Source organism: Streptomyces sp. NPDC059248, from assembly GCF_042753905.1.
Lineage (GTDB): Bacteria > Actinomycetota > Actinomycetes > Streptomycetales > Streptomycetaceae > Streptomyces.
Window position 1 is genome coordinate 1 of sequence record NZ_JBHYZV010000112.1, and the last position, 19116, is coordinate 19116.

Consider the following 19116-nt stretch of genomic DNA (forward strand, 5'->3'; position numbering starts at 1 on the left):
GACGAACGGGCTCTGGACGTGCTGCAGCCGTTCATCGAAGCCGGGTGGAACCGCGCGCCGGGAGAAGGCCGACGCCCTGCTCGGGGCAGGGAAGGAACAGCCGCCACTGCAGCGGACAGCAGGCCGTGTCCGCTGCGGCGTGGACTGTGACCGCGACCTGGCAGTTGGCCCGTTTGCCCAGCGCTCCGCAGTACTGCGGAGCCACTCCGGCCGACATACGGCCGTCCTTGGGCACGGACACGTCGTCGATGATCCACACTGCCGGGTCGATCAGCGGGAGCATCCGCTCACAGATCCGCCGCTGCACCGGCACCGGGTCCCAGGTGGACTGGTTCACGAACTGCTGCAGATTCTGCTCATTGCCGTCCGCCAGCCGGGCGGCCATGGCCTGGATGGACTTGCGGCGGCCGTCCAGCATCAGCCCCCGCAGGTAGCAGGCACCCTTCGCCCGCTGGTCCCGACGCGGAACCGACGCGAACACATCGGCCACGAACACACCTAACTCCGCCCGGACACGCTCGACTTCATAGGCATCCACACAACCCACCATGCTCCCGAACAAGCCCGACAGGAAGACCTAACGGAGTCCTACTAGTGCTGTGACCGGGAAGGTTCACCGGGTTGGTCGGTCCGCGCGCGGTTCGCCTAGCATCTGCGTCCATGTCTGAACCCGAGCATGTTCTTGACTGGTTGCAGAGCTGGTACGCCTCACGGTGCGATGGCGACTGGGAACACGAGTGGGGCGTGAAGATCGAGACGCTCGACAACCCGGGCTGGTCCGTCAGGATTGATCTTGAGGAGACGGACTTGGCGGACCGGGAGTATCCCCAGCAGCAGGTCACTCGGAGTGAGCACGACTGGGTGATGGCCTGGACGGCCGAGAGGGCGTTTCGTATCGCGTGCGGGCCCGGCAACCTGGCCGAGGCCCTCACGCTGTTCCGGGTCTGGGCGACGGTGAGCGTCCCGTAAGTGATGTGCCTGGCGAGGCCGTCACGCTGCGAGCGCGGGTCGGCCGCCCCAGCGGATGCTCTTCTCGCTGCGAATGCGGGCGCGTTCGCGTCGCTGGGCGGCCAGGACGTCGGGGTGGCGGGCGTTGTCGTTCCGCCAGCGCAGGTAGGCGTGCAGGACCCGGGGCTGAACGGTGTGGTTGGGGTGGTTCGAGTTGGCGAGGGTGAACTGCCGCAGCGGTCCGAAGTGGGCCTCGATGGGGTTCGCCCAGGAGGCGTAGGTCGGGGTGAAGCACAGCTCGACCTTGTTCTTGGCCGCCCACCGTTTCATCCGCCGGTTCGTGTTGGCGGAGAGGTTGTCGAGCATCACGTAGATGGGGGCGCCGTCAGGGCGGGCGGCCCGGATCGTGCGCATTGCCGTCCAGGTGTGGTCGATGCCCTTGCGGCGTCGGGTGACGCCCCACATCTGGTCGTCGCCGACCGAGTAGCAGCCGTGGAAGTAGGTGATGCCGTGGGTGCGGCGGTAGGTGGCGGGCAGCCGGTCAGGGTGGCTTTGCTTCTGCCAGCAGGATCCGGCGGTCGGGCGGATGCCGAGCGGTCCGAACTCGTCGAACGCGAACGTGCGGTCCGGCCGCTCGTTGATCGCGTACTCGATGCGGGCGAGTTTGGTGTCGAAGTCCTGGTCCGGGGAGTCCTTCCGGGTCTTCGTGCGTTGGAAGGAGATCCCGCGGCGGGCCAGCAGGCAGCGCAGGGATTCGCGGCCGATCCGGACGGGCCTGGCGATGTTCCTGCACAGGTGATCGGCGAGCTTGCGGATCGACCAGCGGGTGAAGGGCTTGCCGAGCTTGGTCGGGCGGGTGGTGGCCGTCGCCACGACGAAGTCCTCATCGTCACGGTTGAGCAGGCGGGGACGGCCTCACGCCCACCGAGGATCCAGGCATGCGAGCCCGATCTCGTTGAACTTGTGGATCACGTCACGCACGGTATCCTCGTCCGCCTGCACCAGCCGCGCGATCACCGGGACCGTGCTGCCGCCGGACGAGGCCAGCAGCATCGTCGCCCGCCGGAACCGCACCGAGCTGGTGCTGCCCCGCCGCACGATCTGCCGCAGCCTTTGCCCCTCCTGCTCAGACAGTCCACGAACCCTCACCGATGCTGCCATGCCGCCTCCCCGTGCCGCCGAAGTCGTCACCAGCACAACGAGCAACCCGGCAAAGGTTCGCGGTCACAGCACTAGGTGAAACAACCTCTCACAGGTGGGCGTCCAGGAACTCCCCGAGCGCGGCCCCGGCCGTCGGGCCGCTCCCGGCTGCAGTCGCTTCGCCCCGATCGATCAGCACGAAGGAGGGCGCGCCGGTGACGCCGTACCGCCGTACGGGGCCGGGGCACCTGGCGATGTCGGCCCGCACGACGATCAGCCGCCCCTGGTAGGCGTCGGCCACCTCCCGCACCAGGGGCTCCATTTCCTTGCATGCTGCCACGGCTTTGGGCCACACACCGTGGAAGTACGCGAGTACCGGGACGTCCGCTCTCGCCAGGATGAACTCGAACTCGGCGTCCTCCTGGGGTTGATGGATCCTGTCTGCCATCGGCACTCCTTGATGCTGCACTCGACGTGAGGCAGTGGGTGCCTCCTTGTGTCTGCTGACGGCGGTGGCGAGCACCGCCCGTCAGTGGGCCTTGCGCACACGGCCGGCCTTGCGGGCCTCTGCCCTCATGCGCGCCTCCGCAGCCTTTCGGGATTCCTTCGGCGGGCGGCCCGCGTGGGTGCCCAGGCCCCGGAACGCCGCGTTGCCGGTCTTTGCTTTGTCCTGCACCGGCGGGCGCTTCGCGCCGGTAATCGTGGTCAGCCGCTCCTCGCCGGAGCGAACCTGGGTGACCGTGGGGCGGATGCCGGCATCCGACATCATCCGGTTCACGTCCCGGCGCTGGCCGGGCGTGACCAGTGTGACCACGCTGCCGGACTCGCCGGCACGCGCGGTGCGCCCGCCGCGGTGGAGATAGTCCTTGGGTTCGGAGGGCGGATCGACGTTGACGACGAGGTCCAGGTGCTCGACGTGGATGCCACGGGCAGCGACGTTGGTGGCCACCAGCACCGTGATGGCGCCGTCCTTGAACTGGGCCAGCGTGTGCGTTCGCTGCGGCTGCGACTTCCCGCTGTGCAGAGCACCTGCCTTGATGCCGCTGCTCCGCAGGTGGCGGGTGAACTGATCCACAGCGTGCTTGGTGTCCAGGAACATCAGCACCCGCCCTTCCCGGGCCGCGATCTCGGTGGCTGTCGCGTATTTGTCGGCGGGATGGACGTTCAGCACGTGGTGCTCCATCGTCGCGACCGAACCCTCCGCCCGGTCGACCGTGGCGAGCACCGGCTCACTCAGATGCTGCCGGACCAGTTGATCGACGTTCCGGTCGAGCGTCGCGGAGAACAGCATCCGCTGCCCGCCGTGGGGAACCCGGTCCAGGGTCTGCGTGACCTGCGGCAGGAAGCCCATGTCGCACATCTGGTCCGCCTCGTCCAGCACCGCGATCCGTACCCGGTCCAGGTGGCAGTCCCGCCGGGCAACGAGATCGGCCAGTCGTCCCGGCGTCGCCACCACGACCTCGGCACCCGCCCGGAGCGCCGCCGCTTGCCGGTTGATCGCCAGCCCGCCGACCACGGTCACCGTCCGTAGTCCGAGCGCCTCCGCATAGGGAGCCAGTACCTCGCTCACCTGCTGCGCGAGTTCCCTCGTCGGCACCAGGACGAGCGCGAGAGGACGCTTCGGTTCGGCGCGATGGCCCGCCGTACGGGCGAGGAGCGCCAGCCCGAAGGCAAGGGTTTTCCCCGATCCGGTGCGCGCGCGGCCCAGGACGTCCCGGCCGGCCAGCGCGCTGGGCAGGATGGCCGCCTGGATCGGGAATGGATCCCGTACTCCGAGCTCCGCCAGCACCCTCATCAGCTCGACCGGCAGTTCCAGGTCCGCGAAGGACACGGCCGGCGGAAGGCCGGGCGCCGACGCCTCCGGCACTGAGAGCTCGCCCTGCGGGGCCCTCTGCTGGTCAGACCTGCCTGGTCCGGAGCGGCCGAAGGACGGCTGCTTGGCCTTCATGGGGTCCTTTCTCATTTCGGTGCCCTGAACAGGCCGGGGCCCGTGCCTTGTCCGGCACGGGCCCTGGTTGTCTGCGAGTGTGGCCCCAATCTTACCAGCGTCGGACTCGTATCAGCCGTCTCGCCGCCCGGCCGGTGACGGAGTCGCTCTCAGCGTCGCCACATCACCACCCTGCGAATGTCGCACCGCCCGGGACCGCCGAAGCCTGGCTTTGTCAGTGAGCTGCGGGAGCTCCTGCAGCTCAGCCGGGAACGGGCAACCGGGCTGGCTTCAGCCTCTCTGTCGTCGGGCCAGCCGAAGTCGAGGAGGGAGGACCCTCCGGTCGTCGTCTGGTCAGATGGGCGATGCGGAGCGGTGGCGTTGTCCGCGTACGGCTCGGGTGCTGTCCGCGCCCGGCGGACAGCGTTCTCCACCAGCTGCCGGGCGGACGTGCGGGGCGCGCTGGTGAGGTAGTCGGTCAGGTCGTGATCGTCGTCGCCGTAGGGCTCGTAGGCGCCGTCGCTGGTGAGCGGGAGCCGTCGGGAGCGGGCCTGTCCAGGGGCGGTATCCACTGCGGGGGGCCGTAGCGTTCTTCGGTCTGCTTGTTGTCCCAGCCCGCGCCGAGGCAGGCGGTGAAGGTGTTGCGGTCCCCGTGGCCGTCAAAGGCGCGGCATTGGTTGTGGTCCTCGGTGATGAGGCGGAGGTGTCCGTTGAGGGGGAGGTAGGCGCGGGCGTCGCCGGACGGGGCGGAGGACAGCACCGCGCCTACGCCAGGGGGGCGGGGGTGTGAGGGGTGTGGACGACGACGACCGCGGGGGCGCGCGGGAGCTGAGGTCCGTCCGTGGAGTGTCAGCCTGGTTCGGCGGCGTAGCGGGCGCGTTCGGCGTGCAGGTCGGTCTCGGCGTTGGTGGAGGGCGGCGGTGCGGGTCCAAGAGCGGACGGCGGACCGGATTGCCGTCGCCCTTTACACCACCGCCTCTGTCGACGCGATCGTCCCCGCCACCCCGACATCGACTGGGAGCAGCTCCGCACGGTGGAGAGAGGCCAGCACTCCCCGCCCGACGCGCCCAAGCCGTCGAGGAAGGCGGCCAAGGCGCGGCGTTGCGCTTCCTCGCGGGCGATCTACAGGGCGACGGCGGCGAGGACCAGGCGCCGGAGCTCGTCCGGCTCCAGCGCTCCACCTCCCACTGAACCGGCCGGGCGGGGTCGAAGCCGTAGCGGCGGGCGAAGGCCGGCCAACGTGGGTCGCCGCTCTTGCCCTCGGTCGCGGGCAGCCCGTACCGCTGGACCTGGTCGTGGGTGAGCAGGACCCGCTCGGTGCGGCTCCAGCAGCCCGTCCGGGCGACCCAATCCTGTTCGATGTCCTCGCCGGAGCAGTCGAAGTCGGCGACCACCAGAACCGGGAGCCCCGCCTGGTCGAGTCCGCCGGTCAGCTGCTGCCGCAGGACCTGCAATGTTTCGACTACATGTCCGTGATGACGGATGAGTGGGGCCTTTGGTGTTACTCATCCGAATGACCGTCAGGAAGGCCCGGTGCTGCTGTCGGTCGGGGCGGTAGTCGATAGCCGATGCCTCTCCGGTTGGATAGCGGTGCGTGGAGATCTCGTTCTTGAGTCGACCGGCAGAGGAGTGTGCGTCCCTGTGGACCAGGTGCATGAGGTAGTGGCAGGTAATCGCTACCCGGGGCGGGGTGTGCTGTGGGCGAGGACCCTGGGTGGCGCGTTGTGCGGGGGCTACTTCCTCACCGGACGCAGCGCGGCGTCCAAGGCCCGTGTCCTGCGCCGAGGGGATGGAGAGCTCATCGTCGCGCCGACCGGGGAGTTGGCCCACGATCCGCTCCGGCACTACGTCGCGGCTCGTGAGCGGGGCGGCTGGCTGGTCTTCGGCAACGGAGAGCAGGTCGCCGTGGTGTCGGACCGGCTGCAGAAGAGGCGAACGGCGACCGAGGCGATGTCCGGCCTGGAGTACGAACCTGATCCGCCGATCTTCACGCCTCGCATCACTGTGGCGGCGGATCTGCGCTCGGGGCACGACACCTGGTTCGGTGCCGCCCGTCGAAGCGCTGGTGGCAGGCCGGCGGCTAATGTGCTGACGCTCGCCGTCCGGGATCTGGCTCCCGGGGATGCCGTGCTGATGACGACGTACCGATCCGACGGGCACCGGGTGGCTACCGGCGTGCCGTTCCTCGAAGCCCGGACCGCGGCAGCCGATCAGGACGAGCTCCTGGAGGAGGTGTGGGCCGCGCTGGCCCCGGAGTTCCGCGTGGCGATGGCGGTCTTCGAGCCCGGACGGCTGGCCGATGCCGCCATCCGCCACGAGGCCACCACGCGGGTGTGATCACCCGCCTGGCGGGGCTGCGAGCCGGGCTTCGACGTCAGCGACGCGCCGGGCGGCCGCTGCGATGGTGACTGGCGTCTTCTCACGCTGGAGCTGGCGGAGGACGTGTGTGCTCGTTCCAGGGCGGCCTCCTGACCGGAGAGGTGGCGGATGCTTTGAGGTCGGGGATGGTGCTCATGCACTCATTCCTTCGGCATCGTCATCGAGTTCGGCGGCGCACTCGCTCTGCTCGTCGTCTTCCTTGCCGGCCAGGTCGGAGGCGCGGAGGGCGGTGCTCCAGAGGCGGTGGAATATTCCTGGGGGCGCCGGCGGTCGAGCGCGAGGGCGTCGTCCAGGAGGCCGAGTCCGGACGGAGCCCGTTCCAGTCCTTCGATGGCTCGGGCAGTGGGATCGAAGACTCTGTGCAGGTAGTCGGTATTGGTGTCGTCGGGGGCCCGTTCGGCGATCGACATCCACTGCTCCCGCTTGCAGCGCCAGTAGAGAGGTCGGCGCCGGAGAGTACGAAATTGTGGCAGTTGTGGCAGTCCAGCTTCCGGGGACAGGCGTCGCCGTTGACGACGGATTGGAAGGTGCAGAGTCTGCCCTCGGCGGGGGTGCTGCGGCGGCTGAGGTCGGGAGCCAGGGCCTCGGCGGTGCCTGAGACGAGTTTGCCCGGGTTGCTGGCGCCGGAGCCGACGACCAGAAAAGTCAGAAGGTCGTGGTCGGGGAACGCCAAGCCCAGGATCTCGTCCAGGCCGTGCCGGTGGACACTGACCCGACGGCCGCCCGACGGCGGCAGGCAGTGCACGGTGACCGGCGCACCCAGCGCCGGGCGAGTTCAGAGCTCAGGGCCGAGGCCGCGCCATCTCGGCCGGAGCCGGGGCGGCCCCGGAGGCGGTCTGCGGCTCGGTGTGCGACACGGGCACACGAGGTGGCGGGGGGCGGTGGTGACCGCCACCACGGCGCTGGGTACGGCCTGCCGCTTTCTCGACATTGGGGCCGCGGCGGCAGCCGACGCCTTCGCCCGCCGGCAGGTGCTGCTCTGAATGATCCACACGCTCGAAGAGGCCGAGCTGGTGGGCAGGTGTGCCGCCGGAGATCGCGGGCCGGTATCCGGTCCGGCTGATCTCCGGCCTCCGGTGGGCGAATGGACGAAGGGAGGCGCATGAGCGCTCGCGGCGCACACCCGTGACGGTGTGCGCCGCTGAGGGCCGTATGCCGGTGGCAAGGCCCGGCTGTGGTGAAGCGCCTTACGCCGAGGCCTTCTTGAAGATTTCGACCAGGCTGGTGGCGCTGTCCTCGGAGCGGCCGTCCGCGATGCCCCGCTGGAAGATCTCCAGGATCTTGGCGGGCAGCGAGGTGTCGACGCCGGAGTCCCTGGCGGTCTCCACGACGTGGTCGATGCTGGCCACCGCCATGGACAGGCGCTCGATGTCACCGGCGTAGTTGCCCGCGTCGATCCGGCCCGAGTAGTAGCCGATGAAGGCGGGCATCTGGGCCAGCTGGGGTGAGACGTAGGGCAGGAAGTCCTCGGCCTTGATGCCGTTGGCGTCGGCCACCGCCAGGGCGTGCAGCCACGAGGTCACCGTGGTCCAGAAGACGTCCAGCTGAAGCTGGTAGTACAGGGCGGCAAGGCCCGGGTCCTCGCCCTTGTAGTCGGTCCTGGAGAGGACCCGCAGGGTCTCCTGGACCGACTCGAAGACGTCCTTGGGGCCGCTGTAGAAGGTGAAGGACTCCGGGGCGCCGATCCCGGTGGGCGAGGCGTTCACGCCGCCGGTGACGTGCCGGCCGCCGTGGCTCTCGATCCATTTGGCGCCGGCGCGGGTCTTGTCCGGGGTGTCCGAGCTGAGGTTGACCACCGTCTTGCCCGTCAGCGCGTCGGCGGCGTCGCCGAGGATCGTGTACATCGCGGAGTAGTCCGTCAGGCTCAGGATCACCAGGTCGTTCGCCTTCAGGGCGTCGGCCACGGTGGGGGCGAGCTCGGCGCCCTTGGACACCACACCCTCGGCCTTGCTCTCGGTGCGGTTCCAGACGGTCACCTCATGACCGCCTGCGAGTAAGGCGCTGACCATCGCCTGTCCCATCGGACCGAGACCGATGAGGGTGACCGACTGCTTCGGCATGAAGTATCCCTGACTTTCTAGATGGATCGTTCTAACAAGTTGCAGGCTAGCGCATCACTAGAAGGAACGCTCTATTTAGTGGTGTCATCACGTCGGTGATGCGCAGCCACGCGCTCCAGAACCGGAACGACGGCGCACGGGCTCGGCACGGCGCGCATCCCGGCACAGCGAGACCGCTCCCCGGCAGAGGAGAGCTCTTCGCGAAGGCCGGCGACCATCCTGTGCGGATGTCGTCACAGAAGCCGACGGCAGCGTGACCATGGGATCTACTGGCGCTGACCGCCTGTGGAGGGGCGACCCGGGCAGTTCCCCGGAACAAACGGTTTTCTACCGAAGGGCGGCGGCGTACGTCTGCACGCACCGGCCGTCCGAGGGGATCTCGTTCAACCCTCCTTGGACGGCGCATGTGTCGCGCGCACTGATCCCGTGGAGAGGGTGGTGTCCGGTTGACCGCGCTCGATAACCCAACCGGTGCTGCGGGCCTTGGGACACCCCTGTACGGGTGACCCCGATCAGCGGCGGCCGGTTGTCAGGATGACCAGGAACTGGCCGCCGCCCGTCTCGATACCTGCGGTCACAGGCACTCCTGGTAGCAGTCGGGAGAACCGGTCGACCAGCCAGTCCGCCGTCTCTTGGGCGTCCTTCCTGGTCGGACAACGGCCCACCACCTCGCGCCCTCCCTTGCGCTCCAGCCTGTCGGCAACGGCGATCAGCGGAGCGGGTTCGACCACGTACAGGCGCTCCGGCCAGGCGATGACTACTTTGACCGCACCCTTGCGGGTATTGCACCCGCGGTGCGCCAGCCGCTCGGCCACCTTGGCCTTCCGGTTGGCGGTCCGGCTGTCGACGCTGGGCCCCCGCGGGTCGTTCACCGACTCGTCGGGATCGACCGGTTCGTCACATACCCAGCACCGCCAGCCGTCGCGCTCGGCCACGTCGTCAAGGAGACTCATCCCAGCAAACTAGCGTGCCAGGCCGCCACCCTCCCATCAGGGTCCCGGAGCGTCCCAGAACCGGACACGACCGTAGAACAGAGGACTAAATAGTCCGAGCAACTCGGGAACGGTCCGGGCTGCAAGGCTGTCGGCGGGGCGCGGGCGGCCGGCGGACCGTCCAAGACGGAAGGCATGAGCCGGTGCCTGTGTCGATCCCCCGCGAGTGGGACAGCGCTTTGAGCCGAAATGCTCCCAGCCGGGCTGCTACCGCCCTCGCCCTGACAGGCGGCAGGAGTTCAAACACCGACTTCGCTGGCTTGTTTGCGGGCGGGGCAGGAACTCAGCTGCCTGCGAGCCCGTGTCTTCGCGGAGGATGGCGGCCACTGACCGTTGCGAGGAAGGGGAGTTCTCGGCATGGCGGATTGGGTGAAGGTCGCGGGCAGTCTCACGGCCATTTCGGCGGGATCCAGGACGACGGTGTGGGGCGTGAACGCGGCAAGCGCCGTCTACCACTACACCAACTACGACGGCAGTCCTTGGATCAGCATCCCCGGGGGTCTGAGTGACATCGGCGCCGCTTCGGACGGCACCGTCTGGGGCGTCAACAGCGGCAACCAGATCTACCGGTACACCGGGGACCAGAGCACGACGAACTGGGTGGGCATCAGCGGGAGCCTGGTCCGTATCGACGCGGGTTCCCGGACGAACGTGTGGGGCGTGGACTCCGCCGGCGCGGTCTACCGGTACACCAACCACGACGCCAGCCCCTGGATCAAGATCCCCGGGACGCTGAGCGATATCGGCGCGGGCGCCGACGGCACCGTCTGGGGCGTCAACAGCGGGAACCAGGTCTTCCGGTACACCGGGGACCAGGACAGCTCGAACGTGTGGAAGAGCGTCAACGGCAGCCTCAAGCGCATCGCGGTGGGCTCCCGGACCAACGTGTGGGGCATCGACCCGGCCGGCAGCATCTACCGGTACACCAATAACGACGCCGGCGGCGGCAATCCCTGGGTCAAGATCCCCGGCACCGCCACCGACATCGCCGCCGGAGCCGACGGCACCGCATGGCACATCAACACCGCAGGCGAGATCTACCGTTACACGGGCGACCAGCCCAGCTGACCCCGCCCCACCGTCCGTGCGGGCCCCGACCTGACCGGCCGGAGGCCCGCACGGGTGTACCGAGTCAGCCGCAGCTCCACGGGCGGGGCGTATCAGCGTCGGCGGGGAGACCGAGCCGACGGCGCGACCTCGGCGGCGGTGGGCGCCGCCCGTATCGCCGTCGAACCCGTCGGCCACAGAGACGACCGGGAGTAGCCGGCCGGCAGGGCGCTCGACGAAGCATGGTGGCGGCCGGTGACCGACCGTCTGGTCGCCGGACCCACCGGGATGCCGGCCGGGGTGCTGTCCATGCCGTGGAGGCTCGGCCGCGGAACGAGTTGGGTGCGGTTCTTCTGAAGTGAGGCTCAGCTGTCGCCGGGCGCGCCGGTGAAGACGGCGCCGGTCTGAGCCATCCGCTCGACCGCATGGGCCGGGTCGATCAGCGCCTCGGGGGTGTGAATGCCCGGTGCGACGGCTTCGCCGCGCAGACCGAGCAATCGCTCGACGCCGAGGGCGATGCCGGTCGCGGTCAGGGGGCGCTGCCCTGCCGGATGGACCAGGTAGCGGCTCGTACTGATCGGAGCATCCCTTCGGTCTGTCCCTTCGAGGTCGATCCGGACCTCGAAGGAAGCGGGTTCGCCGCGGCGTCGGCCTGCGGATTCGCCGACGGCGAAGGCGAAGCGGACGTTGGGCGCGTCCGTCGCGAGGGCGAGGCTCGGTACGTCGAGGATGGCGATGTTCTGGCCGGGCAGGTCGGTGCCGTCGGTACTGCGCACGGTTGCCTGTGCGTCGGGACCGGTGACCCAGGTGAAGATGCCGTCCCGGCGTACGAGCCCCGCGGTGGTGGCAGTGGACCAGCGTTGCAGGTCCGCTATTCCCGCGGGCCCGCCGGTGTCCAGTTCGTCCAGTACGGCGCTGATCCGGATGGTGTCGATCCGGTCGAACTGCCGGGCCGAGTGCAGTGCCGCGAGGACGACGGTGCCGGCGCAGTAGTGGCTGGCCACCAGGATCGGCGCGGCGTTTGCCCGCTGGGCGCCCGCGACGGCCTCCGGCGCGATGTCCACCAGGCCGCTGGAGATGCTGAGGTACGGCAGTCCGCGATGCTGCGCATAGCGCAGCCCGTGCAGGCGATCGTCCCAGAGCGCGGCGACCACCGCCGAGTAGCGGCCGTCGGCCGGGAGGCCGAGATCGCTGCGCCGCAGGTCGATGGTGGTGGCCGTTGCGGCGCCGAGTTCGCCGGCCACCCGCTGTGCGCGATCGATGTCGCGGCCCGCGATGGTCAGCGGCAGTGTTGGGTGCCATCGGCGCAGGAGGGCGGCGGCCCCCCTGCCTGCCTGGCCCGTTCCGCCCAAGATCAGTACTGATTCCGGCTGTCCCACTGCGGGTTCCCCTCACATCCAAGAAGCTACATTTTGTAGCCTACGTTTTGTAGCTTAGATTGGAATGGGAACGCAAGGGAGGGCCATGGCCACCACACCGACCCGTCTGTCCAAGCAGGCCAGGCGGGAGCAGTTGCTCGACACCGCTGCGGCGATCGTGCGCGCCCGGGGCGCCGATGGCCTGACGCTGGTTACCCTCGCGGAGGAAGCCGGGGTGAGCAGACCGATCGCCTACGACCACTTCGCCACTCGCCCCGGCCTGCTCCTCGCGCTCCACCGACGACTCGACGAACGCCACCGGGCCGCGATCACGCGGGCGTTGCGGGACTCCGCACCCGGCGCCGGCGAGGTCGCCCGCGTCATCAGCACCGCCTACTTCGCCTGCGCCACCGACATGCCGGAGCTCGGCGCCGTTTCCGCCGCGCTCAAAGGAAACCCGGAGATGGAGGCGATCCAGCACGAGCTGACCGACAGCTACGCGGACCTGATGGCCACCGCGCTGCTGCCGCACTCCGGCCTCGCACCCCAAGCCCTCCGGCTGCGGTGCGTCGGCCTGCTGGGTGCGGCCGAGGCGATCGCCGCCGAGCTGAACCGGGAACGGGTCACCGACGGCGAAGCGGTCACCGCGTTGACCGGCCTGATCCTGAGCGGGCTCGACGCCGGGACCGGCCGTTAGAGTGCGCCGGCGCAGCCGCAGCCGGGCGCACACCGCCTCCCCCGCCATCGTCTGTGCCGGCGGACAACCGTCCTCCCGCGGCAGTACCGCTGAGCCGTGTCACCAGACCCCGGCTCGTCCAACTGAAGCACGAACAAGTGGACCGGAGCGGAATGGCCGTGGCGTCCGGGTCGACGGGGTCAGGGACCCTTCAGTCGGGCTGCCGGGGGCCCGTCGACGCCCGGGCGGCGATGCCCCGAAGTCAGGAGTACGGGGTTGCTGCGCTTCCATCTCATGGCCGAAGACCACCACCGTGCCCGCAGTCGCCCGTGCCGGCGGCCCGCCAGGGGACGGCTCCCGGTAGGAGGGGAAACCGAACAGGCCTCAAAGGGGCCGCCGACGGAGTCGGCTACGTGCTCCGGGGTGGCAGACAGGTGTCGATGACCTCGGCGACAAGTGCGGCGCCGCGGCTGTTCTGGTGGATGTGGTCGGTCGTGAGGACGAGACCGCGGCGCCGTGAGATCGTGTCGAGGCTGCTGCGCAGCACGGCGTGCCGGACGAGGACGCCGATGCTCGCGGCGGGCGTCGGATCTCGGTACGGGATCGGCGGTGGGTCCGCTTGGCGCAGTTCCTCGATCTGGCGTTCGTGGAGCGGGAGGTAGGTCGCCCGGTTGGTGGTGGCGACCTCGGCGATCATCCGGCTGTACGCCTGCGATGCCTGTGCCGCCGCTCCGTCGAGTTGCTGGCCGAGGACCGGGAGCGACAGCAGGCCGATGGTCGCGTCGGTCTCCGTTCGCAGCCGTTCGACGACGGCCCCCAGGCACTGCTGGAACCAGCCGGGTGACGGGCGCTCGGGGAGTCGTTTGCGCTTCATGGCCCGCTCTACGGGGTAGTCGGCAAGGCTCGCTCGGGCGTCGTTGGTGCCGATCAGCACGGTGATCACATCGGGCGGGTCCGCGACGACGGCGTCGAGGCGCCGTGAGAGGTTGTAGGCGAAGTCGCCGTTGGCCCCGAAGCGGGCGAGTCGCACGTCGCCGGGAGGGTGGCGTCGTTCGAGAAGGTCCAGGTAGTCGACGCTGAGCTGTCCGCGGGTGAGGCTGTCGCCGAGGCATGCGACACGTGTCGTCACGGCGTTTGCGGGCCGGGCGTGCCGACGTGCCCGGTCGGGTGGGGGGCGGTGCGGGGGCGGTGGTCGGTGCCGAGGCCTGCGGTGATGGTCAGGATGGACGCCGGTCCCGCCATGTCGACCGCGTGCCATGTCCCGGCCGGATTGACGGTGGCCTCGCCCGGTCCGAGCACCACGCGGTCGGGTACCCCGTCCGTGTCGCGGGTGACCGTCACCGACCCGGTGAGGCAGACGACGAGTTCGTCGCCGGCGGGGTGGCGCTCCTCATGGTCGCTGGGGCCGTCGCCGTCGAAGATCGTGACCAGTCGGCCCTCGGCGCCGTCCGCCGCGACCGCGGCGCTGTAGGCCCGGAGTACCTCCGGGTCCCAGGCGAAGCCCTCGACGGGTTGCGCTCTCGATCCCAGCCCGAGGTGTACGGGGGTGGTCCGCAGGTCGATGGCGTTGCGTGCGTGGTTGATGAGTCTCATGCCGACGATCGTCACAGGACGGCCGTCGAATGGTCTTGAACGAAAGGGAACGGAAACCGGCGCGACGGGCAGCCGGCCGGCGGCTATCCGGTCCCCAGGAGGACTTCGCCGCGGCGCCAGGCCGTCGGCGATCGGCCCGTGAACTCGCGCCACTCCCGGACCAGATGGGGCTGGTCGGCGTAGCCGGAGGCGGTCGCCACATCGGCCCACGGAAGCGGGGCGTGCGCCGTCGCCAGTTCGTGGGCGTACTCGAAGCGGAGAACCCGGGTGAAGGTCTTCGGCGACAGGCCCACCTCGCCGCGGAACCGCTCGGTGAGGTATCGACGGCTCCAGCCCAGCTCTGCGGCAACCGCCCCGACCCGGACGCGGCCCCGCGCCGCGACGAGGCGGCGCCAGGCCTCGGCCACCTCGGGGCGCACCCGGGGCAAGCGGTCGCCGCCGGTGCCGCGGGCGACGGCTCGCAGCAGCAGCTCGTCCAGGACGGCGAACCGCGCGGCCCATGTCGTCGCCGCTCGGAGCCGGTCGACCAGCTCGGCGCCGAGCGTTCCGAGGAGCTCGTCGAGCGGGACCAGCAGATGGGCGAGCGCGGCGGCGGGTACGCCGTAGACGGCGCGGGCTCCGAGTGGTGTCAGCGACACCTGCACACCTTGCTGGCGTCCGTCGTGGTGGATCGCGACGGACCGGCACATCAGACCGCCGGCCACGCTGTCGAACCGGGTGACCGGTGACCCGTCGTCGACACCCGCCGCCACCTCCAGAGGACCGGACAGGCTGATCACCGCGGTGAGCACGCGGCCCGGCGGACCGCAGTGCACCCCCGACGGGAAGCCGCGAAGGTCGAAGCCGACATACGAGCGGACGTAACGCCGCAAGGCGGGCGCCGGACGTGCATCGACCTCGGTGGCCGTATCGTCTTCCACTCTCGTCAGTGTACGAACCGGTGAGCCGGGACCGACTCCTACGTCGGATCGCCGCCGGACGCACGGCGATGAACGGGCTCAACGGTCCGGGCCCCGCCGGCACGCTCCCGACCATGGACCGGCAGAGTGAGCGGTGAGTCGCGGCCGCGCGGGATCCGGGCTGTGTCTCGGCGGAGCACGGCGACTCACCGGGCCAGGTCTTCTGCGGCCACGCCGAGTCGAGGCCGGGCAGGCAGCGCCCAGAGCCGGGCGCCCTTTCAGGCCAGGACGTTCACGGCCCGGGCAATGACGAGTCCCAGGATCATGAGGGAGAGAATCGACTGGACCGCCATAATGATCTTGGCCCAGGGGGCGAGTGGCATCACGTCGGTGGGGCTCAGCGCCGTGGAGTTGGTGAATCCGAGATAGAGGTAGTCGACGTAGCGCGGGCGCCAGTGCTGGGCGTTCAGTTCGGGGCTGAGCTGTTGGGGGAAGGCGAGCGCCGGGGTGGGGGGCATGTGATGGGCCCGGGCGGCCGGGCCACCGCTGTCGAGTTCGAAGTACAGGAGTGAGAAGGCGAGAACGGTGGAGACCCAGACGCTGCCGCCGACCAGCAGGAGGGCATCGGCGGAGTTGGTCTCGGTCCCGCCGTGGATGAGGTCGTCGATCAGCTGGACGGTCGACCAGAGGGCACTGCCCGCGAGCACGACGACCAGGGCGACCGCCACTGAGCGCAGGATGGTGGAGCGGCGGCTGATCCGTCCGGGGTCTCCCGAGACCAGCGCCACCAGCAGCAGGCCTTCGGCGAGGGGAAGCGCCCACCGGGGGCCGAGCCGGAGGTCGTCGGGCAGGAGCAGGGTGAGCGCCGCGGAAGCGATGACCGCCGCGGCCATCGGCCAGCGGCTCTCCGTGTGGGCAGCACGTCTCGGCCCCGGCCCCCGCGACTTCCTGCCGCCCGCGCCTCCCTCGTTCCGGCCCGGGCCCGGTGGCGGATCAGTTCGCATGGTCCGTCGGGGTCGTACGGCGTCGGGTGCCGCGGAGGCCGCCCATCGCCGTTGATGTGGGATTCATGTGCCGCTCCTCGCGGGTGAAGCCGTACGGGGCGGCTTCCCCGACGACTTCGACGACGGCGCCTGGGCTACTCGCTCGGGATGACGCGGCGCTGTACTTCGGATCCACCGTAGACCGGGGGGTCGAGGGCCCGTGGCCGACACGCTTCGCATTCACTCGCCCGGCGAAGCCGCAGGCCGGGAGGTGCAGGGCGGATACCACGCCCGCATGACGCGTTCCCGGCATGCTGTGGCACGGGGCGGGCATTGTCGCCGGTGGGGGCGGGTTCCGGGGCTTTGTCGGATCTCTGTGCGGCTGGGCAGACTGGGCTCATGACAGCGACTTCCCTGAACAAGGGTGCGAACCTACCCGTTGATTCCACGGTGGTGCACGCGGTGCTCTCGTGGGCTCATCGACCCGGCATACCGACCGCTGACGCCTCGGCGCTGCTGCTCAGTGGCGATGGACGGGTACGCGGTGACGGGGACTTCGTCTTCTACAACCAGCCGGCGCATGCCTCCGGCGCCGCACTCCACCGGGGGAAGCAGCAGGTGTCCGGCATGGTGTGCGACATCCTTGAGGTGGATTTGGGCCGGTTGGAGCGCGATATCGAGCGGGTCGTGCTGGCCGCGTCGGCGGACGGCGGGGAGTTCGGTCAGCTGTCGGCACTGACGCTGCGGCTGCTGGACGCCGGGACGCGGGCGGAGCTCGCGCGGTTCGAGATGGAGGCCACGACCGAGACGGCGTTCATCGGGGGTGAACTGTATCTGCGGGGTGGGCAGTGGAAGTTCCGCGCGGTGGGGCAGGGGTACGACTCGGGGCTCGCCGGGCTCGCGACCGACTTCGGGATCAGCGTCGACGAGGAGCCCCGGCCGCCGGGCGGCACCGACCTCCTCGTGGCTCCGGTATCCGAGACCCCTGCCGCGGGTGGTCCGAGGATCGTGAAGGGAGAGGAGCGGCTGCCGGTCGATATGCGCAAGCGTCTGTCGTTGCGCAAGGAGCAGGTGGCCGTCAGTCTCCGCAAGCACCGGGCGACCGGGATCGAGGCACGCGTCGTCCTGGCCCTCGACGCGTCCGGTTCCATGGCGGGCCTCTATACGCGGGGCACGGTGGCCGATGTGGTGGAGCGGATGGCCGCGGTGGCCGCGCAGCTGGACGACGACGGCGAGATGCAGGCGTGGACGTTCGCGACGAATCCGGCCCGACTGCCGGATCTGACGCCGGGGGAACTGCCGGAGTGGTTGAGGCTCCATGTCCGTGTCGGGCAGATAGGCCTCTTCCGGCGGAAGTCACGGAGGGGCCTTGTGGCCGGTCAGGTGGATATGCGTGATATCGGTATCCAGAACGAGGAACAGAAGGTGATCGCCGAAATCCGTGAGTTCGTTCGGCGCCACCCGGTTTCCGTTCCCACTCTGGTGCTGTTCTTCTCCGATGGTGGTGTCCACCGCAACGCCGAGATCGAGCGGGAACTGCGAGAGGCGGTTGAAGAGCCGGTGTTCTGGCAGTTCGTGGGGCTGGGACGGTCGGACTACGGAGTCCTGTCGCGGCTCGACACCATGCAGGGCCGCCGTGTCGACAACGTCGGTTTCTTCGAGGTCGACGACATCGAACGCGTTCCCGACTCGGAGCTCTACGACAAGTTGCTTTCCGAGTTCCCTTCGTGGGTCGCCTCCGCCGGCCAGGCCGGCATTCTGTGACGACCCGGCGGTCGAAGTGATGTGGTGCGGGACTTCGGCGATGTGTGCACGTCCCGCACCAGGGCCCGAAAGGGCACGTCCGCCTCGGCGAGTGCCCGTATCCGTCTCTGGGGTCGAGGGGGCGCCGGGGTGTCTGCCAGGGGTTTTCGCCGGTGCGTCTCAGGGGGTGGTGGGGTGTTCGCGCGGAGGGGCCAGGCGCAGGTGTCGCAACACCGACCGGGCGGTGGATTCCGGGTCGCTGTTCTCCTCGGTGGCTTCGGGGAGGGCTCCGTCGAGCCATAGGGCGGCGAGGCCGTGGGCGGTGGACCAGGCGGTGACGGCCGCGATCCGGTCGTGCGCGGGATCGGGCGAGAGGGTGCGCGCGCCTTCGGTGAGCAGTCGGCGCGCCCGGTCGCGGGCGGCCGCCGTGCGGGGATCGTCCGCCCGGAACAGCTCCGGCCGGAACATGACCTCGAAGTAGGCGCGGTGGCGTACGGCGAAGGACACGTAGGCGACTCCTGCTTCGACGAAGTCGCCGGAGGCCTGTTCCAGGGCGTCGGCGAACAGTTCGTATCCTTCGGCGGCCACCGCTGTCAGGAGTCCGGTCTTGTCTTTGAAGTGGTGGACGGGTGCGGCGTGGGAGACGCCCGCGCGGCGGGCCAGCTCGCGCAGGCTCCAGCCGGTGGGGCCGGATTCGTCGATGGCCTGGAGGGCGGCGTCGATGAGGGTGCGCCGCAGGTCGCCGTGGTGGTAGGTCGCCTGGTGGATCTGTCTCGCCTCCTGGGTGCCGAGGGTGGGCCGTGGGGCCGAGCGGGACCCTTCCCGGTCTTTGCATTGACAAGATAGCGCCCCTCCCCCAATCTTGGCATGGAAAAGATGGGGGGAAGGATGATTCCGTTGATCGCCCTGCTCGGAGGGTTCACCGGCTTGCGTCTGCTGGGCCTGGCCGGTATCGACGCGCTCGACGCCTGGCAGCCGGCGCTCCGCGGCGGTCTGGCCGTGATGTTCGTGACCACCGGTGTGCCACACTTCGTGCCCGGCTGGCGCCGCGACATGGCCGCGATGGTCCCCGCCGCCCTGCCGCGCCCGGAGCTGCTGATCACCATCACGGGAGTGCTGGAACTGGCCGGCGCCGCCGGGCTTCTGTTCCCCTCGGTCGCTCCCGCCGCCGCGACCGGGCTGGCGCTGCTGATGCTCGCCATGTTCCCGGCGAACGTGTCCGCGGCCCGCCGCAACCTGACACTCGGCGGACGTCCCGTCACTCCGCTCGTCCCCCGCACGATCCTGCAGGTGGTCTTCGTCGCCGCCGCCGTGGCCGCCGCCGTGTGACGCGCCGGCACCGGCGGACTCCGGCCGTGTGCTGCCCGGACC

General features: G+C 69.9%; 19 protein-coding genes and 2 pseudogenes. 7 read left to right on the forward strand and 14 right to left on the reverse strand.

Going from position 1 to position 19116, the window contains the following annotated elements; all coding sequences use genetic code 11:
• Positions 1 to 88: 88 nt before the first annotated feature.
• A pseudogene (locus ACFXG1_RS30640) lies at positions 89 to 538 on the reverse strand (transposase); the annotation flags it as partial.
• Between the two features lie 122 nt (positions 539 to 660).
• On the opposite strand from ACFXG1_RS30640, the gene ACFXG1_RS30645 reads away from it, so the two are divergent.
• Positions 661 to 969 (forward strand): immunity 53 family protein, encoded by a 309-nt coding sequence (locus ACFXG1_RS30645; RefSeq protein WP_384707292.1) that lies wholly within the window; start codon positions 661 to 663, stop codon positions 967 to 969.
• A gap of 21 nt (positions 970 to 990) precedes the next feature.
• Here ACFXG1_RS30645 and ACFXG1_RS30650 read toward each other — a convergent pair.
• The 4 genes and pseudogenes from ACFXG1_RS30650 to ACFXG1_RS30665 all read right to left on the reverse strand — a co-directional run bounded on the left by ACFXG1_RS30650 (position 991) and on the right by ACFXG1_RS30665 (position 4775).
• A pseudogene (locus ACFXG1_RS30650) lies at positions 991 to 2109 on the reverse strand (IS630 family transposase).
• Between the two features lie 88 nt (positions 2110 to 2197).
• Positions 2198 to 2536: a thioredoxin family protein gene (locus ACFXG1_RS30655; protein ID WP_384707295.1), complete on the reverse strand. Its 339-nt coding sequence runs from the start codon at positions 2534 to 2536 to the stop codon at positions 2198 to 2200.
• Between the two features lie 81 nt (positions 2537 to 2617).
• Entirely contained in the window at positions 2618 to 4036 is a 1419-nt protein-coding gene (locus ACFXG1_RS30660) for a DEAD/DEAH box helicase (protein WP_384707298.1), read from the reverse strand.
• Positions 4037 to 4493: 457 nt separating this feature from the next.
• Positions 4494 to 4775 (reverse strand): hypothetical protein, encoded by a 282-nt coding sequence (locus ACFXG1_RS30665; protein ID WP_384707301.1) that lies wholly within the window; start codon positions 4773 to 4775, stop codon positions 4494 to 4496.
• A gap of 535 nt (positions 4776 to 5310) precedes the next feature.
• Here ACFXG1_RS30665 and ACFXG1_RS30670 point away from each other — a divergent pair.
• Positions 5311 to 5532, forward strand: a complete 222-nt coding sequence (locus ACFXG1_RS30670) for a hypothetical protein (protein WP_384707303.1) — start codon at positions 5311 to 5313, stop codon at positions 5530 to 5532.
• A 124-nt stretch (positions 5533 to 5656) separates the two neighbouring features.
• Positions 5657 to 6352 (forward strand): IMP cyclohydrolase, encoded by a 696-nt coding sequence (locus ACFXG1_RS30675; protein WP_384707306.1) that lies wholly within the window; start codon positions 5657 to 5659, stop codon positions 6350 to 6352.
• A gap of 182 nt (positions 6353 to 6534) precedes the next feature.
• On the opposite strand, the gene ACFXG1_RS30680 is transcribed toward ACFXG1_RS30675, so the two are convergent.
• From ACFXG1_RS30680 to ACFXG1_RS30690, 3 genes are all read right to left on the reverse strand, one after another.
• Positions 6535 to 6804, reverse strand: coding sequence for a hypothetical protein (locus ACFXG1_RS30680; RefSeq protein ID WP_384707309.1), 270 nt, complete (start codon positions 6802 to 6804; stop codon positions 6535 to 6537).
• A gap of 777 nt (positions 6805 to 7581) precedes the next feature.
• Positions 7582 to 8454, reverse strand: coding sequence for an NAD(P)-dependent oxidoreductase (locus ACFXG1_RS30685; RefSeq protein WP_384719097.1), 873 nt, complete (start codon positions 8452 to 8454; stop codon positions 7582 to 7584).
• 512 nt (positions 8455 to 8966) lie between these two features.
• The gene (locus ACFXG1_RS30690; protein WP_384719099.1) at positions 8967 to 9407 is read right to left on the reverse strand and encodes a hypothetical protein; all 441 of its coding nucleotides are present in this window, start codon (positions 9405 to 9407) and stop codon (positions 8967 to 8969) included.
• A 396-nt stretch (positions 9408 to 9803) separates the two neighbouring features.
• Between ACFXG1_RS30690 and ACFXG1_RS30695 the strand changes: the two genes are divergently transcribed.
• Entirely contained in the window at positions 9804 to 10514 is a 711-nt protein-coding gene (locus ACFXG1_RS30695) for a tectonin domain-containing protein (RefSeq protein WP_384719101.1), read from the forward strand.
• 344 nt (positions 10515 to 10858) lie between these two features.
• Here ACFXG1_RS30695 and ACFXG1_RS30700 read toward each other — a convergent pair whose 3' ends face one another.
• Complete coding sequence (locus tag ACFXG1_RS30700; protein WP_384745466.1) at positions 10859 to 11845, reverse strand: saccharopine dehydrogenase; 987 nt, start codon at positions 11843 to 11845, stop codon at positions 10859 to 10861.
• Positions 11846 to 11957: 112 nt separating this feature from the next.
• Between ACFXG1_RS30700 and ACFXG1_RS30705 the strand changes: the two genes are divergently transcribed.
• A complete protein-coding gene (locus ACFXG1_RS30705) occupies positions 11958 to 12548 on the forward strand; it encodes a TetR/AcrR family transcriptional regulator (RefSeq protein WP_384745468.1) in 591 nt (196 codons plus the stop codon).
• Between the two features lie 388 nt (positions 12549 to 12936).
• Here ACFXG1_RS30705 and ACFXG1_RS30710 read toward each other — a convergent pair whose 3' ends face one another.
• From ACFXG1_RS30710 to ACFXG1_RS30725, 4 genes are all read right to left on the reverse strand, one after another.
• Positions 12937 to 13656, reverse strand: coding sequence for an SGNH/GDSL hydrolase family protein (locus ACFXG1_RS30710; RefSeq protein WP_384745470.1), 720 nt, complete (start codon positions 13654 to 13656; stop codon positions 12937 to 12939).
• Positions 13653 to 14120, reverse strand: coding sequence for a cupin domain-containing protein (locus ACFXG1_RS30715; RefSeq protein WP_384717560.1), 468 nt, complete (start codon positions 14118 to 14120; stop codon positions 13653 to 13655). The genes ACFXG1_RS30710 and ACFXG1_RS30715 overlap by 4 nt, the downstream gene beginning before the upstream one ends.
• 83 nt (positions 14121 to 14203) lie before the next feature.
• Positions 14204 to 15040, reverse strand: a complete 837-nt coding sequence (locus tag ACFXG1_RS30720; RefSeq protein WP_384717557.1) for a helix-turn-helix domain-containing protein — start codon at positions 15038 to 15040, stop codon at positions 14204 to 14206.
• Positions 15041 to 15297: 257 nt separating this feature from the next.
• On the reverse strand, positions 15298 to 15912 hold the full coding sequence (locus tag ACFXG1_RS30725; protein WP_384717554.1) for a hypothetical protein: 615 nt from the start codon (positions 15910 to 15912) through the stop codon (positions 15298 to 15300).
• Positions 15913 to 16401: 489 nt separating this feature from the next.
• Here ACFXG1_RS30725 and ACFXG1_RS30730 point away from each other — a divergent pair, with 489 nt between their 5' ends.
• A complete protein-coding gene (locus tag ACFXG1_RS30730) occupies positions 16402 to 17766 on the forward strand; it encodes a VWA domain-containing protein (RefSeq protein WP_384717551.1) in 1365 nt (454 codons plus the stop codon).
• Positions 17767 to 17925: 159 nt separating this feature from the next.
• On the opposite strand, the gene ACFXG1_RS30735 is transcribed toward ACFXG1_RS30730, so the two are convergent.
• Positions 17926 to 18513: a TetR/AcrR family transcriptional regulator gene (locus ACFXG1_RS30735; RefSeq protein WP_384717568.1), complete on the reverse strand. Its 588-nt coding sequence runs from the start codon at positions 18511 to 18513 to the stop codon at positions 17926 to 17928.
• Positions 18514 to 18633: 120 nt separating this feature from the next.
• Between ACFXG1_RS30735 and ACFXG1_RS30740 the strand changes: the two genes are divergently transcribed.
• Positions 18634 to 19074, forward strand: a complete 441-nt coding sequence (locus tag ACFXG1_RS30740; protein WP_384745473.1) for a DoxX family protein — start codon at positions 18634 to 18636, stop codon at positions 19072 to 19074.
• Positions 19075 to 19116 lie beyond the last annotated feature (42 nt).

Excerpts from the sequence above, each read along its gene's own strand:
- ACFXG1_RS30660 (WP_384707298.1), bottom strand. The coding sequence starts at position 4,036 with ATGAAGGCCAAGCAGCCGTCCTTCGGCCGCTCCGGACCAGGCAGGTCT.
- ACFXG1_RS30725 (WP_384717554.1), bottom strand. The coding sequence starts at position 15,912 with ATGGCCGCGGCGGTCATCGCTTCCGCGGCGCTCACCCTGCTCCTGCCC.
- ACFXG1_RS30645 (WP_384707292.1), top strand. The coding sequence starts at position 661 with ATGTCTGAACCCGAGCATGTTCTTGACTGGTTGCAGAGCTGGTACGCC.
- ACFXG1_RS30715 (WP_384717560.1), bottom strand. The coding sequence starts at position 14,120 with ATGAGACTCATCAACCACGCACGCAACGCCATCGACCTGCGGACCACC.
- ACFXG1_RS30740 (WP_384745473.1), top strand. The coding sequence starts at position 18,634 with ATGATTCCGTTGATCGCCCTGCTCGGAGGGTTCACCGGCTTGCGTCTG.
- ACFXG1_RS30705 (WP_384745468.1), top strand. The coding sequence starts at position 11,958 with ATGGCCACCACACCGACCCGTCTGTCCAAGCAGGCCAGGCGGGAGCAG.
- ACFXG1_RS30730 (WP_384717551.1), top strand. The coding sequence starts at position 16,402 with ATGACAGCGACTTCCCTGAACAAGGGTGCGAACCTACCCGTTGATTCC.
- ACFXG1_RS30690 (WP_384719099.1), bottom strand. The coding sequence starts at position 9,407 with ATGAGTCTCCTTGACGACGTGGCCGAGCGCGACGGCTGGCGGTGCTGG.
- ACFXG1_RS30695 (WP_384719101.1), top strand. The coding sequence starts at position 9,804 with ATGGCGGATTGGGTGAAGGTCGCGGGCAGTCTCACGGCCATTTCGGCG.
- ACFXG1_RS30655 (WP_384707295.1), bottom strand. The coding sequence starts at position 2,536 with ATGGCAGACAGGATCCATCAACCCCAGGAGGACGCCGAGTTCGAGTTC.
- ACFXG1_RS30685 (WP_384719097.1), bottom strand. The coding sequence starts at position 8,454 with ATGCCGAAGCAGTCGGTCACCCTCATCGGTCTCGGTCCGATGGGACAG.
- ACFXG1_RS30680 (WP_384707309.1), bottom strand. The coding sequence starts at position 6,804 with ATGTCGATCGCCGAACGGGCCCCCGACGACACCAATACCGACTACCTG.